This window comes from Streptomyces sp. NBC_00203 (assembly GCF_045206325.1).
GTDB lineage: Bacteria > Actinomycetota > Actinomycetes > Streptomycetales > Streptomycetaceae > Streptomyces > Streptomyces lutosisoli.
Window position 1 is genome coordinate 4,964,461 of record NZ_CP108126.1, and the last position, 13,351, is coordinate 4,977,811.

At 69.8% G+C, this 13,351-nt stretch carries 18 protein-coding genes; 3 read left to right on the top strand and 15 right to left on the bottom strand.

Annotated features, from left to right (window positions below):
* Positions 1-17: 17 nt before the first annotated feature.
* On the top strand, positions 18-203 hold the full coding sequence (locus OG975_RS22250) for a hypothetical protein (RefSeq protein ID WP_327429797.1): 186 nt from the start codon (positions 18-20) through the stop codon (positions 201-203).
* Positions 204-434: 231 nt separating this feature from the next.
* On the opposite strand, the gene OG975_RS22255 is transcribed toward OG975_RS22250, so the two are convergent.
* The 3 genes from OG975_RS22255 to OG975_RS22265 form a co-directional block, all read right to left on the bottom strand.
* A complete protein-coding gene (locus OG975_RS22255; protein WP_406331087.1) occupies positions 435-1,694 on the bottom strand; it encodes a GNAT family N-acetyltransferase in 1,260 nt (419 codons plus the stop codon).
* 253 nt (positions 1,695-1,947) lie between these two features.
* Entirely contained in the window at positions 1,948-2,985 is a 1,038-nt protein-coding gene (locus tag OG975_RS22260) for an asparaginase (protein WP_406331089.1), read from the bottom strand.
* Between the two features lie 258 nt (positions 2,986-3,243).
* Positions 3,244-3,927, bottom strand: a complete 684-nt coding sequence (locus tag OG975_RS22265; RefSeq protein ID WP_406331090.1) for a hypothetical protein — start codon at positions 3,925-3,927, stop codon at positions 3,244-3,246.
* Positions 3,928-4,101: 174 nt separating this feature from the next.
* On the opposite strand from OG975_RS22265, the gene dtd reads away from it, so the two are divergent.
* The gene (dtd, locus tag OG975_RS22270) at positions 4,102-4,527 is read left to right on the top strand and encodes a D-aminoacyl-tRNA deacylase (RefSeq protein ID WP_327429801.1); all 426 of its coding nucleotides are present in this window, start codon (positions 4,102-4,104) and stop codon (positions 4,525-4,527) included.
* A 42-nt stretch (positions 4,528-4,569) separates the two neighbouring features.
* Here dtd and OG975_RS22275 read toward each other — a convergent pair whose 3' ends face one another.
* From OG975_RS22275 to OG975_RS22300, 6 genes are all read right to left on the bottom strand, one after another.
* Entirely contained in the window at positions 4,570-5,544 is a 975-nt protein-coding gene (locus tag OG975_RS22275; protein WP_406331091.1) for a YgfZ/GcvT domain-containing protein, read from the bottom strand.
* Between the two features lie 50 nt (positions 5,545-5,594).
* The gene (locus tag OG975_RS22280; RefSeq protein WP_330305548.1) at positions 5,595-6,017 is read right to left on the bottom strand and encodes a Fur family transcriptional regulator; all 423 of its coding nucleotides are present in this window, start codon (positions 6,015-6,017) and stop codon (positions 5,595-5,597) included.
* A gap of 15 nt (positions 6,018-6,032) precedes the next feature.
* The gene (locus OG975_RS22285) at positions 6,033-6,608 is read right to left on the bottom strand and encodes an FABP family protein (protein ID WP_406331092.1); all 576 of its coding nucleotides are present in this window, start codon (positions 6,606-6,608) and stop codon (positions 6,033-6,035) included.
* Between the two features lie 239 nt (positions 6,609-6,847).
* Entirely contained in the window at positions 6,848-7,828 is a 981-nt protein-coding gene (locus OG975_RS22290) for a hypothetical protein (protein ID WP_406331093.1), read from the bottom strand.
* Complete coding sequence (locus tag OG975_RS22295) at positions 7,825-8,715, bottom strand: hypothetical protein (protein WP_406331094.1); 891 nt, start codon at positions 8,713-8,715, stop codon at positions 7,825-7,827. Before OG975_RS22295 ends, OG975_RS22290 begins: the two co-directional genes overlap by 4 nt.
* Positions 8,712-9,485 carry a hypothetical protein gene (locus OG975_RS22300; protein WP_406331095.1) on the bottom strand — a complete coding sequence of 258 codons (774 nt, stop codon included), beginning with the start codon at positions 9,483-9,485 and terminating at the stop codon, positions 8,712-8,714. The genes OG975_RS22295 and OG975_RS22300 overlap by 4 nt, the downstream gene beginning before the upstream one ends.
* A 174-nt stretch (positions 9,486-9,659) precedes the next feature.
* Between OG975_RS22300 and OG975_RS22305 the strand changes: the two genes are divergently transcribed.
* Entirely contained in the window at positions 9,660-10,022 is a 363-nt protein-coding gene (locus tag OG975_RS22305) for a DsrE family protein (protein ID WP_406331096.1), read from the top strand.
* A 5-nt stretch (positions 10,023-10,027) separates the two neighbouring features.
* On the opposite strand, the gene OG975_RS22310 is transcribed toward OG975_RS22305, so the two are convergent.
* The 6 genes from OG975_RS22310 to OG975_RS22335 form a co-directional block, all read right to left on the bottom strand.
* Positions 10,028-10,447 carry a VOC family protein gene (locus OG975_RS22310; protein WP_406331098.1) on the bottom strand — a complete coding sequence of 140 codons (420 nt, stop codon included), beginning with the start codon at positions 10,445-10,447 and terminating at the stop codon, positions 10,028-10,030.
* 20 nt (positions 10,448-10,467) lie between these two features.
* Positions 10,468-10,728, bottom strand: coding sequence for a DUF3099 domain-containing protein (locus OG975_RS22315; RefSeq protein WP_406331100.1), 261 nt, complete (start codon positions 10,726-10,728; stop codon positions 10,468-10,470).
* A gap of 167 nt (positions 10,729-10,895) precedes the next feature.
* Complete coding sequence (locus OG975_RS22320) at positions 10,896-11,183, bottom strand: DUF1416 domain-containing protein (RefSeq protein WP_054232391.1); 288 nt, start codon at positions 11,181-11,183, stop codon at positions 10,896-10,898.
* 44 nt (positions 11,184-11,227) lie between these two features.
* Positions 11,228-12,067, bottom strand: coding sequence for a sulfurtransferase (locus tag OG975_RS22325; protein ID WP_406331102.1), 840 nt, complete (start codon positions 12,065-12,067; stop codon positions 11,228-11,230).
* Between the two features lie 143 nt (positions 12,068-12,210).
* Positions 12,211-12,291, bottom strand: a complete 81-nt coding sequence (locus tag OG975_RS22330; protein WP_350310325.1) for a putative leader peptide — start codon at positions 12,289-12,291, stop codon at positions 12,211-12,213.
* 232 nt (positions 12,292-12,523) lie between these two features.
* Positions 12,524-13,267, bottom strand: a complete 744-nt coding sequence (locus OG975_RS22335; RefSeq protein WP_406331104.1) for a DUF2993 domain-containing protein — start codon at positions 13,265-13,267, stop codon at positions 12,524-12,526.
* Positions 13,268-13,351: the final 84 nt, after the last annotated feature.

Below are 13,351 nucleotides of genomic sequence, written 5' to 3' on the forward strand. Positions count from 1 at the left end.
TCCACCAGGAGGGACCCATGCCGCTCATCGCCCTCGCCGTCGCCGCCCTCGCCGTCGGATTCGAACAGCTCATCCAGTGGGAGTACGGGCCGATGGGCATCATCGCGTTCGTCGCGCTGTCCATCGGCCTCAAGGCCAAGAACACCATGATCAGCGGCATCGGAGCTGTGATCCTCGTGATGCTGCTCGCCCAGTCCGGCTGATCGGACGCCGCCGTCCGGCAGTCCGGCTGACCGGGCTCCCTTCCGGAGGGGAGCCGGGAGCTCGGTCAGTCCGTAACACCGCACAGCACAGCCACAACTGAATGCGCAGCCACAACTGAATGCGACACCGCATCACTACAACTGAATCGCTACGGATCAACGGATCAACAGTCATCAGTCATCGCCCGCACGGAAGGAGTCCCACCCAGCCGAGATCACGAGATCACGAGATCAGAATTTGTCCGGGCACCACGGTCGCCTGGACGTGCGGAGCAGGGCGTCGGCAATGGAGGCGGCGCCCGCTCGTTCTTCCCGCACCCGGCCCAGCGCGGCGAGCCGCACCGCCGACTCGTCGCCCAGCCACAGCGCAGCCAACTCGCCCACATCCAGGACGAGTTCCGCGGCCCGAGTGGTCGGCGCACAGGACGCGCCCTCCGGTCCCGCCTCCAGCCGGTAGCGCCCGGCCGACAGCCCGTCCCGGTCCGTCACCTCCAGGACCAGGCTGCCGCCCGAACCCTCGTACGTACGCGCCTCCAGAGCCCGTACGACATCCAGGATCCGCACCCACAGCCAGTCCGACTGCGTGGTGATGCGGGCGGCGCGCGGATCGGGCAGGAAGCGCGGCAGCAGGTCGTCCGGGGCCCGCCGGCCGGTCTTGACCGCGACGATCCAGTCGATCGAGCAGAGGTACTGCCACAGGGCCCGCTCGGCCGCCGGCGTCACCGCGATCAGCCAGTTCACGCTCGCCGTGTTCAGCGGCTGGTTGGCGTCGCCCCAGTTGTCGTCCGACTCGTACGAGACCAGGCCCTCGACCTCGCCGGTGGCCGAGCGGTACACCGCGAAGAAGGGATCCCTCCACGGCGCGCGGTCCAGGCGCAGCACCCCGGTGCTGACCTGCCACCAGCGCTCGTCGCGGTCGATCGCCCCCGGCCGGCTCCGCCGGAACCGTTCGTGCAGCTCGGGGCCCGCCTTCCGGACGTCCTCGCCGTCCACCAGGTCGATACGGCCGCCGTCCGCCGGGCCCGACCAGCGGGGGTCGAGACCGGCTCGGGGTACGTCGATCGTCCACTCCGCGGTGGTGGTGGCGGGACCGAAGCCGTACCGCCCGTAGATCGGGTACTCGGCGGCGATCAGTGTCGCCACGACGTCGCCCCGCTCCTTCGCCGCCGCGAGGTCGGCCGTCATCATGCGGGTGAGGAGGCCGCGGCGGCGGTGGGTGGGGGTGACGGTGACGTTCGAGATCGCGTCGGCGGGGACGGGGGTGCCGCCCACGGTGGTGAGTTCCTGCGGGAACGATCGGAACGTGGCGACGCAGCGGGGGCCGTCGAAGGCGCCCAGTGTCCGTGCGGGGTCGATGTATGAGCCCCGGTCCTCGACTTCGCTGTCCGACACCGTCGGCGGGCGCAGGAACCCCGTGTTCAGCGCGCGGATCCACTCTCGGGTGTCGGCGGTGGTGATCGGTCGTACGTCGATGGGGGCGGGAGGGGTCATGAAGCCACGCTAGGTGTACGACGGCGGGGTGTCGCGGGGATTCTCGCCCCCGCCGCCCCTACCCGTCCCATCCTTCCGGGGCTCCGCCCCGGACCCCGTAGGCCGGTTCATCGGCTGCGGGCCGGTGGGGGTTGCTCGCGCAGTTCCCCGCGCCCCTAAAAGGGGCGCGGGGAACTGCGCAATCTTTTAGGGGGTCTGGGGGCGCAGCCCCCAGGGATGGGACGGGTAGGGGCGGCGGGGGCGAGGAAACCCCTCAGAACGCCACCCGGATCTCCCCCACCTCCCGGCCCCCACCCACCAGCGGCGCCCGCCCGATCCGAGACACCACCGGCGCCGACACACCCAACAAACCCAGCGCACGGGCGAGGACAGGCCCCAGCGCCCGCCCCCCACCGTCGTCGATCTTGAAGGCGAGGGCACGGCCGTCGGGAAGGGCGACCGCCTGGACGGCCTCCGCGCCCATCTTGGACAGCGCACCCGGAACCTCGCGCATGAGCCAGGTGTCAGGGCGACGCGTACCGGCGACGTACTCGGGATGGGCCCGCATCGCGTCGGCGACACGGCGTTCGGCGGAGCCGGGCGCGGCGAGGACGAAGGAGCGGAAGGCCCGGGCGAGCCCGGTGAGGGTGATGGCCATCAGGGGCGCCCCGCAGCCGTCCGTACCGACCGCGGCGACAGGCTCCCCGGCAGCCTCCTCGACCACGGAGTGGATCAACTGCTGGAGGGGGTGCCCGGGGTCGAGGTACGACTCCGTCGGCCAGCCCCGCAGCGCGCACACCGCGAGCATCGCCGCGTGTTTGCCGGAGCAGTTCATGGTGACCCGGTCACGGACGGCGCCCCCGGCGAGATACGCCTCGGCCTCGGCGGGGTCCAGCGGCAGATCCGGCGGGCACTGCAACTGCGCGGCCGTCAGCCCGTGCTCGGCAAGCATCTTCTGGACCAGATCACGGTGGAAGATCTCCCCGGAGTGGCTCGCGGCGGCGAGGGCCAGGCGCTCCCCCGCCAGGTCGAGCCCCGCGCGCAGCACACCCGCCGCCTGCATCGGCTTGTTCGACGAGCGCGGGAACACCGGCGCCGTCACCGACCCGAGCGCCAGCTCGACCGACCCGTCCGCGGCCAGCAGCACCAGGCTCCCGCGATGACGCCCCTCGACGAAGCCGGACCGTACGACCTCGGCGAGGACGGGCGGCACGGGCTGCACCGGCTGCGCGGGGGTGGATACGGCACGCGCGGCGGAAACGTCGGGTGCGGATACCTCGGGTATGGAGGGGTCTGCGGGTGCGGCGGACATCGGCGGTGGCCTTCCGGAACGGGACCCGCTCAGGCGGCGCCGGCCCGGGCTGTCCCGGACCACGCCCCCACGCCCGCGGAACCAGGTGGGTGGTCGCCCGGCCGGCCGGGGTGTATCCCGGAACCGGAACCCGGAACCGGAACGGGAACCCTGAACCCGGAACCGAAACCCGGCCCCTGAGCCTGAGCCTGACCCAGGACCTGGCCCTGGTGGTCGCCATGCCCGCCGTGCAGCCCCGGGATCGCCGGGGCCGCCGCGTCACATGAGCAGGTCGTCTACTTGTGCTTCGCCTTCACGGTACCTGCGGGCGATCTCGGCGCTGCAATCGTCGGCCGTGCGCTGGAGCTGCTGGCGCCGCCGGGAGACCTGCTGCTCGTACCGGACGAGCCGTCCCATCCCGGCGCCCAGCTCCTCGTCCGTACGGGCGTCCAGGTCGGACAGCTCGACCTCGGCGAGCATGTCCGCGGCCAGCGCCCGGTACTCCTCGCCGTGCGGTGTGCCCACTGTCACATGGCGGGCGGACGAACGGTGCCGGGCGGGTGCGTCCGTCAGGATCTCCGAGAGCCGTTCGACGACCGACGGCTCCCCGGGCCCGACGACCGACAGCCGGCCCGATGCCGGGGAGGGCGCCCGCCGCTTCCCGCGGCGCGCCAGCTCGGCCCGCAGGATGTCGATACGCCCCTGGAGCAGCCGCCGCACATAGCTGAGGTCGGCCTCGTCCCGCTGGGCGTCCCGGCGCAGTGTCCGCAGCTCGGGCAGCCGGAGCACGGCGAGGTCGTGCGGGGCCGGGTCGGCGGACAGCGGGCTGCTGTCGGTGCGCTGCACGGGCGGCCGGGCGGTCACCCCTCCCGTCCCTCCCGTCCGTTCCATCCGTTCCGCCCGTGGGCTCGTACGGGTCAGTGACACGGCTCCAGGCGGCTGCCCAGTACTCGGTGTGCTCATGTGCCTCTACCGTCCCCTCGACCGGCGCGGTCCACCCCACGGATGCACCGCAACACACCGCATCGTGCCACCCCGAGTGGTCGCTATGTGACCGAGTGCCCCCGATCGGCCCCAGATGGGGGGTTGGTGACCCCTGGAAATCACGCGAAGGGACCGCACGGCATGATGGTCCGCATGCGTGCGGTGGTGCAGAGAGTGGACGGCGCGAGCGTCGTCGTGGACGGCGAGACGGTCGGCGAGATCGACGGCGAGGGGCTGTGCGTCCTCGTCGGGGTCACGCACGAGGACACCAAGGAGAAAGCGGCCCAACTGGCCCGCAAACTCTGGTCGGTCCGCATGCTGGCCGACGAGAAGTCCTGCTCCGACATCGACGCCCCGCTGCTCGTCATCAGCCAGTTCACCCTGTACGGCGACGCCCGCAAGGGCCGCCGCCCCACCTGGAACGCCGCCGCCCCCGGCGATGTGGCCGAGCCCCTCGTCGACGAGGTCGTCGCCCAACTCCGCGCCCTGGGCGCGACGGTGGCGACGGGCCGCTTCGGCGCGCAGATGCGCGTCTCGCTGACGAACGACGGCCCGTTCACCGTGCTTCTGGAGATGTGAGCCCCAGGGCCAGGGCAATACACCTAGGGCAACCGGGGCAACCTACGGCTCTACGACGACTTCCTGCGCCGCCGCCGTCGTGTCGGCCACCAGCGGCGCGTCCACGGGTACGTTCCGCTTCACCAGTGCCAGCGCGATCGGGCCCAGCTCGTGATGGCGTACGGACGTCGTGATGAAGCCGATCTTGCGGCCGTCCGGGCCGTCGGCCGCGAGGTGGAGTTCGGTGCCGTGCGGCGGCAGATGCACCTCGCTGCCGTCGAGGTGCAGGAAGACCAGACGGCGCGGGGGCTTGCCCAGGTTCTGCACGCGAGCGACGGTCTCCTGGCCGCGGTAGCAGCCCTTCTGGAGGTGCACCGCGCTGCCGATCCAGCCCAGCTCGTGCGGGATGGTGCGGTGGTCGGTCTCGAAGCCGAGGCGCGGCTGGTGGTTCTCGACGCGCAGGGCCTCGTACGCGAGGAGCCCCACCGCCGGGCCGTGCTTCTCGGTGTCCGCCGCGTACGACTCCAGGTCCGCACGCGGAAGGAAGAGATCACGGCCGTACGGCGTCTCGCGTACGACGACGCCCTGCGGGACCTCGGCGATGGAACCGGCCGGGAGGTGCACGACCGCGAAGTCGGCGGTCCGGTCGGCGACTTCGACCCGGTAGAAGAACTTCATCGACTCCAGGTAGGCGATCAGCGCCTCCTGGGTGCCGGGTTCCGCGTGCATCCACACCGTCTCGCCGTCGTCGACGAGGTACAGCGCGTGCTCGATGTGGCCGTGCGCGGAGAGGATCAGGGCCTCGGTGGCGCGGCCCGCCGGGAGGTCCGTGACGTGCTGGGTGAGCAGCAGGTGCAGCCAGCTGAGCCGGTCCTCGCCGGTGACGGTGACGACAGCGCGGTGCGAGAGGTCCACGAAGCCGGTGCCGTCGGCGAGGGAACGCTGCTCGCGGAACAGGTCGCCGTAGTGCGCGGCGACGGCTTCGTCCACACCCTCGGCGGGAACGGCTCCGGGCAGGGACAGCAGGGGGCTCTTCATATCCACACAGCCTACGACCGAGCAGCCGCCGTATTTATTTCTCGCCGGCGCTACTTCTTCGCCGCGCAGTCCTTGCAGCGGCCGAAGATCGCGAAGTGCTTCATGTCCGTCTCGAAGCCGAACGTGTCGCGGAGCTTCGCGGTGAACTCGGCGGCGACCGAGACATCGGCCTCGATGACGTTCGTGCAGTCGCGGCAGACGAGGTGGATGTGGTGGTGCCGGTCGGCCAGGTGGTACGTCGGCGCGCCGTGCCCCAGATGGGCATGGCTGACCAGGTCCAGCTCCTCCAGGAGCTCCAGGGTCCGGTAGACCGTGGAAATGTTGACCCCCGACGCCGTCTTCCTCACTTCGATGAGGATGTCGTCGGGGGTCGCGTGCTCCAGGGTGTCCACGGCTTCGAGGACAAGCTGGCGCTGCGGCGTCAGCCGGTAGCCGCGCTGCCTCAGGTCGCTCTTCCAGTCGGTGCTCACCACACTGGAAGTCTAGGCCTACTTGAAGAAAGCGATCCCGTCGTCCGGCATGTCGTCCGGCAGGGCCTTCGCCCAGCGCTCGACGTCCTCCGGGGTGACGACCTTCTTCAGGTGCGCCGACATGTAGGGGCGCAGCTCGACCTCGGGGGTCTGCTTCTCGCCGACCCACATGAGGTCGCTCTTGACGTAGCCGTACAGGCGCTTGCCGCCGGTGTAGGGGCCGGAGGCGGCCGTACGGGCGACCGCGTCCGTGACCAGGTCGATCTGCGGCTTCTGCTTGGCCAGCTCGCCGTACCAGATCTCGACGACGCCGTCGTCGCGGACCATCGTGACCTCGACCTTGCGGTCGGCGTCGATGCGCCAGAAGCCGGACTCGGTCTCCAGCGGGCGGACCTTGTTCCCGTCGTTGTCCAGCACCCAGGTGCGGGAGTGGTACTCCAGGAAGTCACGGCCGTCGTGCGAGAACGTGACCTCCTGCCCGAAGTTGCACTTCTCGGAGCCGGGGAAGTCGTGGACGCCCGCGCCGGCCCAGTTGCCGAGCAGGAAGACGAGGGGGACCAGGTCCTTGTGGAGGTCGGACGGGATCTCGATCATGAACTCGGCAATTCCTCGATGGGGGTCAGCGCTGGCCCTGGTACAGCTTCTTCACGGTCAGCCCGGCGAAGGCGAGAACGCCGACGCAGACCAGGACCAGCAGGGTTTCGAAGAAGATCTCCACGGGGTGCTCCTCGGATGAGCGGGTGCGGTAGAGGCGGTACACAAGAGCCGGGCCCCAGCTTACGCGGCTGGGGCCCGGCGCTCTCTGTCAGGTACACCCTGACGGCTCAGCGAGCTCAGCCGAGCAGCTGGCTCTGCAGGATCACCGTCTGCTGGAACGGAACCGCCTGCGCGGTGCCCTTCCGGGACTGGACGATCAGGGCAAGGGTGTCCCCGGCCGACAGATACGCCTGACGGACCTGCTCGGCGCCGTACGGCTTGCTCTCCGTGTACGCGAACCGGGTGATCTCGTCGACCGCCGCGCGCTCCGGGAACTTCTCGTCCCGCTCGGTCAGGGCGGCGCCGCGCACCGCGTACTGCGGTGAGTCGTAGTTCGCGAGCTTGGTGGTGATCACCTCGTCCGCCACGGCCGCGGTGTTGAACTGGAGCAGGTAGATCCGCGTGTGGGTACCGTCCTGCGTGGTCCAGCCGCGGGCGGCGATGTGCCGCACGCCGTAGTCGGTCAGCAGCTGGTCGACGGTCTCCCGGTCCGACTTCTCGGCGAACTGCGCCAGGAAGGTCTTCTTCGCCAGCCAGCCGTCCGCGCCGCGCAGCGCCGCGTCGGCCTTCGCGCCCTTCGGGGCGGGGAGGACCAGCTTGCGCAGGTCGGCGTAGTGGGCGCCGGCCTTGTTGGCGTCGGCGAACGGCGCCGGGCTGCCGGACGGCAGCGGCGGCTTGCTGATCGTCGGGTAGTCCCAGCGCCCGTCCGCCTCCGTCGCCAGACCGGGTACGTCGGTGCGCTCCATCCGCGTGATGCCGTACGCGGCCGACGTACCGACCGCGCCGAAGACCACCACGGCGGCGGTCCAGCGCAGAACGGCGCGCAGGACTCGGCGGTCCTTCTTCACCCGGGGTGCCGGGGGTGCCAGGGGTGCCAGGGGATCGACCGTCACCGGCGGTGCCAGGGGGTCGGCGACCGCGGGCGGCGCCTCGGGCACCGGCGGGACGGCGGCCTGCGGCTCGGCCGGGGGCGCCTGCTCGGCCTGCTCGACCTGCTCGATGTCCTCGGTGTGCTCGGCCTGCTCGACCGGTGTCGTCTGTTCCGTCTGCTCGGTCATACCGCCTCCCCCGGCTCGACGATGCGGTCGAGCTGCTCACGCAGGAGCGACGCGACCCCCTTGGTGTTCAGTGGCTTGGCCGCCTCGGCGGTGACGCTGACCAGCACGTCGCCCTCGTAGGCGGAGCAGACCATCATGTCGAGCTTCTCTGTCTTGTCCTTGGGCGGCAGGAAGCACTTGGCGTTCTTGTGGCCCGCGATCTTCGGCCCCGCGCGGAAGACGTCGAGGGCGTCGAAGAGCTCGTTCTGGAACGTCGACATGTTCTTGATCGCCGTCTTGTCCTCCATCTGCATCAGCTCGATGCTCACGGTGAAGGCGCTGTCGGCGTAGAGCGTGGAGTCGGTCGCGTTCGACGTGCTCAGGTAGCTGCGCATCACCATGCCCTTGGTGTGCTGCTTGTCGATCTGCTTCTCGATCCGCCGCCGCTGGGTGCGGGGCAGACCCCTGATCGACTCCTTGCGCAGCGCGGTGGCCTCGCCCCCGCTGAGCACGGCGTCCGAGCCGAACTCCGCGATGTCCGGACCCCGGCTCCAGCCGTCCGTCTCGTACGGCACAAGCATGGCGGCGAGCCCCGAGGCCGCCTTCGCCGCCTTGGCGTCCTTCTTCGAGGCCTTCGGGAACTTCCAGACCGGCGCACCCGCGTCACGGTCGGCGTCCTGGACGGTCACGACGGTGTAGGCGCTGCCTCCGATGACAGCTCCGACGAGCAGGACCGAGCCGGCGATGGCGGCGATACGGCCACGGCGTACGGGCTTCTTGGCGGGCGCGGGCTCCGGGGCGGGCGTCGCGGACTCCGGTGCGGGCGTCACGGCCTCCGGCACGGAGTGCACAGCGTCCACGGGCTCCACGGGCTCCAGCGGCTCCGGGGTTGTCGGTTGCTCGGTCACAGCCGCTCCATCTGCCGCTTGGCCAGGTCCATGATCTTCGACTTGGAGATCGGCTTCGTGTCGTACACCCAAATCTCCATGGCGATGTCACCGCGCCATGCCTGCGCCTGAGCCTGGTACATCGGCAGGTAGCCGGCCTCCGTCTTGGGCGTGGAGTGGACGTATGCCCTGCCGTCGCTCGTGCCGGGGATGACCCAGCTGTGCGTGTTTCCCTTCGCGTTGGCCCAGTAGTGGCCGTTCTCGGCCGCGTCGGAGGCGGCGAGCTTCTCCTCCTGGCGGTACTGAACGAGCCGGATGTCAACGGTGTACGTGTCGCCCACGCTCCAGCCGGTGGTGGCCGCGCGCCGGAACTCGTCGCCGACCAGATTGCTGAACGCGCCCGCCGGCTTGGTGAACTCCTCCGCGTACTCGGCGATGTCCATCCAGTTGTCGTCGCCCAGCCAGTCGGCGTCCTGCGCTCCCTTCGGCCGCTTGATCAGCAGCTTGCGCAGGTCGCCGTCCGTCTTCACCCGGTAGTCCTGGGCGGCGGACAGCCGCTCGGGGCCCGCGCCCTTGGCCTGTGCGACCACCGGCTGGGACAGCGACGGCAGTTTGGTGGGCTCGCGGTCGGCCTGGACCAGATATCCGGCGCAGGTACCGGCGACGAGCCCGAGCACGGCGGCGGTGGCGATCAACAGGGTCGTACGGCCGCGTCGGCGGGCGCGCGGCGCGGCCGGGTCGAGTTCACCGGAAGTCGTACCAGAATCAACAACCGGTACATCTTCAGGCACGACAGGTGTTTCAGGCACGACAGGTCTTTCAGGCACTTCGGGGCCTTCAGTTACTTCCAAGACGTCCCCCCACAGAACGTGAAGCGAGGATTCCGTATCCGCGCGCACAGGAGACCCATGGCCACTGCATGGGGTTGCACGGGAGTTGATTACGATTCGGACTACCATTCGGGCATGGCGAAGAAGCTCGTGATCAAGGTGACGGCGGGGGCCGATGCCCCGGAGCGCTGCTCGCAGGCGTTCACCGTCGCGGCGGTGGCCGTGGCCAGTGGTGTCGAGGTCTCCCTCTGGCTGACCGGCGAGTCCTCGTGGTTCGCGCTGCCGGGCCGCGCCGCCGAGTTCGAGCTTCCGCACGCGGCACCGCTGCCCGACCTGATCGACTCGGTCCTGGCGGCCGGGTCCATCACCCTGTGCACGCAGTGCGCGGCCCGCCGCGAGATCACGGAGAAGGACGTCATCAAGGGCGTACGCATCGCGGGGGCGCAGGTGTTCGTGCAGGAGGCGATGGCGGACGGGACGCAGGCGCTGGTCTACTGAGGCGTCTACGGCGTCTCAGGGGTATGCGGCGTCCGGCGCTTCCGCCGCGATTGACGGGTGTGCACCCAGAGGCAGAAGGGGTGCCCCGCCGGGTCGAAGAAGACCCGTACGTCCTCCTGGGGCTGATGGTCGGCGAGCTTCGCCCCCTCGGCGAGGGCACGGGCCGTCTCCTCGGCCAGGTCGTCGACCTCGATGTCGAGGTGCAGCATCATCCGCTGGTCGCCGGGCCCTGCGGGCCACACGGGCGGCGTGTAGAGCGGCTCGGTCTCGAAGGCGAGCGCGGTGCCTTCGAACGGCGGGCCGATGAGCACCCAGTCCGGCTCCTCGGCGCGCAGCACATACCCGAGCAACCGCATGTAGAAGTCGGCCAGTTCATGGGCGTCCGGAGCGTCGAACACCACGGTGGACAGTCTCGTACGCGACATGAACGTCCTTCCGCCGCCTGCTACGGCCGCCGCTTCTTCCCGTCCAGCTCGTCCCACCACTCGTCGGACTTGGGATCACCGGACGGGTCGTCCCACCAGCGATCCTCGGGCCCCCGCCGGTTGGCCACCATCGCGGCCAGCGGTGGAATCACCATCGCCACCACACACATCCCCACGGCCACGGGCATCGACCACAGCCGCACCACTCCCCAGGCCAGGACGAAGAGTGTGATGCACGTCCCCATCATGGCGAAGTACACATGCCGCCGTCGCGCGTACATACGTCCAGCGTAGGCCTGGGAAGGCCGTCCGGCGCAGGGGTGGGAGCAGTCCGGTGAGCGGCCGGAACAGCCGAAGGACCGCACCCCGATCCGGTAAGCGTCCAACCCCCGGGGGTGCGGCCCTTCGGCCGTTCAGGTGACTGCCGTCAGGGACGGCGGCCGGTGTTTCAGACGGCGATCGCGACCTCGGCGAGGCCGCCCGTCTGGGCGACGACCGTGCGGTCGGCGGTGCCGCCGGGCACCAGGGCCCGTACGGTCCACGTGCCCTCGGCCGCGTAGAAGCGGAACTGTCCGGTGGCCGAGGTCGGGACCTCGGCGGTGAACTCGCCGGTCGAGTCCAGGAGACGGACGTAGCCCGTCACCGGCTCGCCGTCGCGGGTCACCTGGCCCTGGATCGTGGTCTCACCGGGCTTGATCGTCGAGGCGTCGGGGCCGCCGGCCTTCGCTCCACACATATTTCGATTCCGTTCCTTCAGGCCTTGAGGGTTGCTTAGCCGGGTTACTTGTTGGCGCCGAGCTCGATCGGCACGCCGACGAGGGAGCCGTACTCGGTCCAGGAGCCGTCGTAGTTCTTGACGTTCTGCACACCGAGCAGCTCGTGCAGCACGAACCAGGTGAGCGCGGAACGCTCACCGATGCGGCAGTACGCGATCGTGTCCTTGGCGAGGTCGACCTGCTCGTCGGCGTAGAGCTCCTTGAGCTCGTCGTCCGACTTGAAGGTGCCGTCGTCGTTGGCGTTCTTCGACCACGGGATGTTGCGCGCGGACGGGACGTGGCCCGGACGCTGCGACTGCTCCTGCGGCAGGTGGGCCGGCGCGAGCAGCTTGCCGCTGAACTCGTCGGGCGAGCGGACGTCGACCAGGTTCTGCGAACCGATCGCGGCGACGACGTCGTCACGGAAGGCGCGGATCGAGGTGTTCTGGGCCTTGGCCTTGTAGTCGGTCGAGGCGCGGTTGGGGACCTCGGCGACCAGGTCGCGGGAGTCGAGCTCCCACTTCTTGCGGCCGCCGTCGAGAAGCTTCACGTTCTCGTGGCCGTAGAGCTTGAAGTACCAGTAGGCGTAGGACGCGAACCAGTTGTTGTTGCCGCCGTAGAGGACGACGAGGGTGTCGTTGCCGATGCCCTTCGACGACAGGAGCTTCTCGAAGCCCTCCTGGTCGATGAAGTCACGGCGGACCGGGTCCTGGAGGTCCTTGGTCCAGTCGATCCGGATCGCGTTCTTGATGTGGTTCTTCTCGTACGCGGCCGTGTCCTCGTCGACCTCGACGATGGCCACGCTCGGGTCGTCCAGGTGGTCCTGGACCCAGTCGGCGTCTACCAGGACGTCGCTGCGGCTCATGCTCGTTCTCCTCCGGGGCAGTTGCGGCGGGGTGGTGCGTTGGAGAGGGGTGCGCGGCACGCCTGAGGCGGCGGTACGGCGCGGGGGTGGCCCCGACAAGAGAGGTCGAAGGGCCCGGCTCGCGGAAGGACGAACGCTTCCGCTCAGAAGGTGCGACAGAGCATGGCGGCGACGCGGCACAGGTCTACTGCCCGCCGCTTCGTGAGATCCGCCTGTCGCTTCATGCGTCCGATCGTAGGGACGCACAGGCAGCCATGTCACCGGTGTGTCATATTTTGAGACACGATCGTCCGCAATGTGGGACGAGGAGGGGGGCAGGGCCCTGTCCGCCGGGATTCCGGGGCCCTGTATCCGTCATCACATCGACAGCTGATCTGCTGTACGGACGGGCTCGTCTCGCTCTTCGGACAGCGCCCGGCCGGCTGGCGGGGACGAGCGGGCCCTCGGTACGCCCTCCTACCCGACCAGCTTGACGTCCGAACCCTTCACCGAGATGTCCACGCCGCTCTTCGCCGCCTCGACCTTGTCGAGCTGGATGCCGCCGGGGAGTTCGTCGATCTTCTGCGAGAAGTCGGTGATCGCGCGGATCCGGCCCTCGGCGAGCTCGACGCCCAGCTTGGGCAGGGAGTCCGCGTGCACCTTCACGGTGTCGCCCTTGACGCTGACGGAGCTGAGCACCGACACCGGCTGGGGCAGCTTGGTGCCGAGGACGGTCGCCTCGACCGTGACCTTGATCTTGCCGTTGCCGCCGTCGGAGAGGCCGATGACCTGGGCGGTGACACCGGAGGCGACCTGCGTGGGCTCGGCCTTGGCGGCCTTGAGGAGCTCGGCGTAGGTGATGGAGGCGGTGCCGGTGGCGCTGTTGGCGGTGGCCGAGCTGTAGTCGCTGTTGAAGGCCACGCCGTGCATCTCGGCGTTGAGGTCGTCGATGCGGATCGTGCCGGCGGCGGCGTTCGTGCCGCCCGTCGACGCCTCGTAGTCCTTGATGCCGATCTTGACGTCGTCGAGCTCGCCGCCGACGACCTGGGTGAGGAAGGGGAAGCCCTCGATGGACACGTCGGGGGTGCTGGCCAGGCCCTCGGTGGTCTTGATCTTGTCCGCCGCCTTGTCCTCCGCGAACCCGACCGCCACCCGGTCCGCGATCACGAACAGGCCGCCGAGAACGACGACAAGGATCAGGATTATTCGCAGTGCGCGCATGCTCGGTGTTTCCCCCACCTAGGCCGGCCCCGTCTCGACGACCGAGTGGCCGTCGAGCGAGCCTAACCCCGAACGGCCCCCGGT

Bases quoted from the DNA above. Each gene is read 5' to 3' on its own strand.
- OG975_RS22255 (WP_406331087.1), bottom strand. From the start codon at position 1,694: ATGACCCCTCCCGCCCCCATCGACGTACGACCGATCACCACCGCCGAC.
- OG975_RS22325 (WP_406331102.1), bottom strand. From the start codon at position 12,067: ATGAGCCGCAGCGACGTCCTGGTAGACGCCGACTGGGTCCAGGACCAC.
- OG975_RS22290 (WP_406331093.1), bottom strand. From the start codon at position 7,828: ATGACCGAGCAGACGGAACAGACGACACCGGTCGAGCAGGCCGAGCAC.
- OG975_RS22315 (WP_406331100.1), bottom strand. From the start codon at position 10,728: ATGTACGCGCGACGGCGGCATGTGTACTTCGCCATGATGGGGACGTGC.
- OG975_RS22275 (WP_406331091.1), bottom strand. From the start codon at position 5,544: ATGAAGAGCCCCCTGCTGTCCCTGCCCGGAGCCGTTCCCGCCGAGGGT.
- OG975_RS22305 (WP_406331096.1), top strand. From the start codon at position 9,660: ATGGCGAAGAAGCTCGTGATCAAGGTGACGGCGGGGGCCGATGCCCCG.
- OG975_RS22320 (WP_054232391.1), bottom strand. From the start codon at position 11,183: ATGTGTGGAGCGAAGGCCGGCGGCCCCGACGCCTCGACGATCAAGCCC.
- OG975_RS22250 (WP_327429797.1), top strand. From the start codon at position 18: ATGCCGCTCATCGCCCTCGCCGTCGCCGCCCTCGCCGTCGGATTCGAA.
- OG975_RS22285 (WP_406331092.1), bottom strand. From the start codon at position 6,608: ATGATCGAGATCCCGTCCGACCTCCACAAGGACCTGGTCCCCCTCGTC.
- OG975_RS22260 (WP_406331089.1), bottom strand. From the start codon at position 2,985: ATGTCCGCCGCACCCGCAGACCCCTCCATACCCGAGGTATCCGCACCC.
- OG975_RS22335 (WP_406331104.1), bottom strand. From the start codon at position 13,267: ATGCGCGCACTGCGAATAATCCTGATCCTTGTCGTCGTTCTCGGCGGC.
- OG975_RS22310 (WP_406331098.1), bottom strand. From the start codon at position 10,447: ATGTCGCGTACGAGACTGTCCACCGTGGTGTTCGACGCTCCGGACGCC.
- dtd (WP_327429801.1), top strand. From the start codon at position 4,102: ATGCGTGCGGTGGTGCAGAGAGTGGACGGCGCGAGCGTCGTCGTGGAC.
- OG975_RS22265 (WP_406331090.1), bottom strand. From the start codon at position 3,927: ATGAGCACACCGAGTACTGGGCAGCCGCCTGGAGCCGTGTCACTGACC.
- OG975_RS22330 (WP_350310325.1), bottom strand. From the start codon at position 12,291: ATGAAGCGACAGGCGGATCTCACGAAGCGGCGGGCAGTAGACCTGTGC.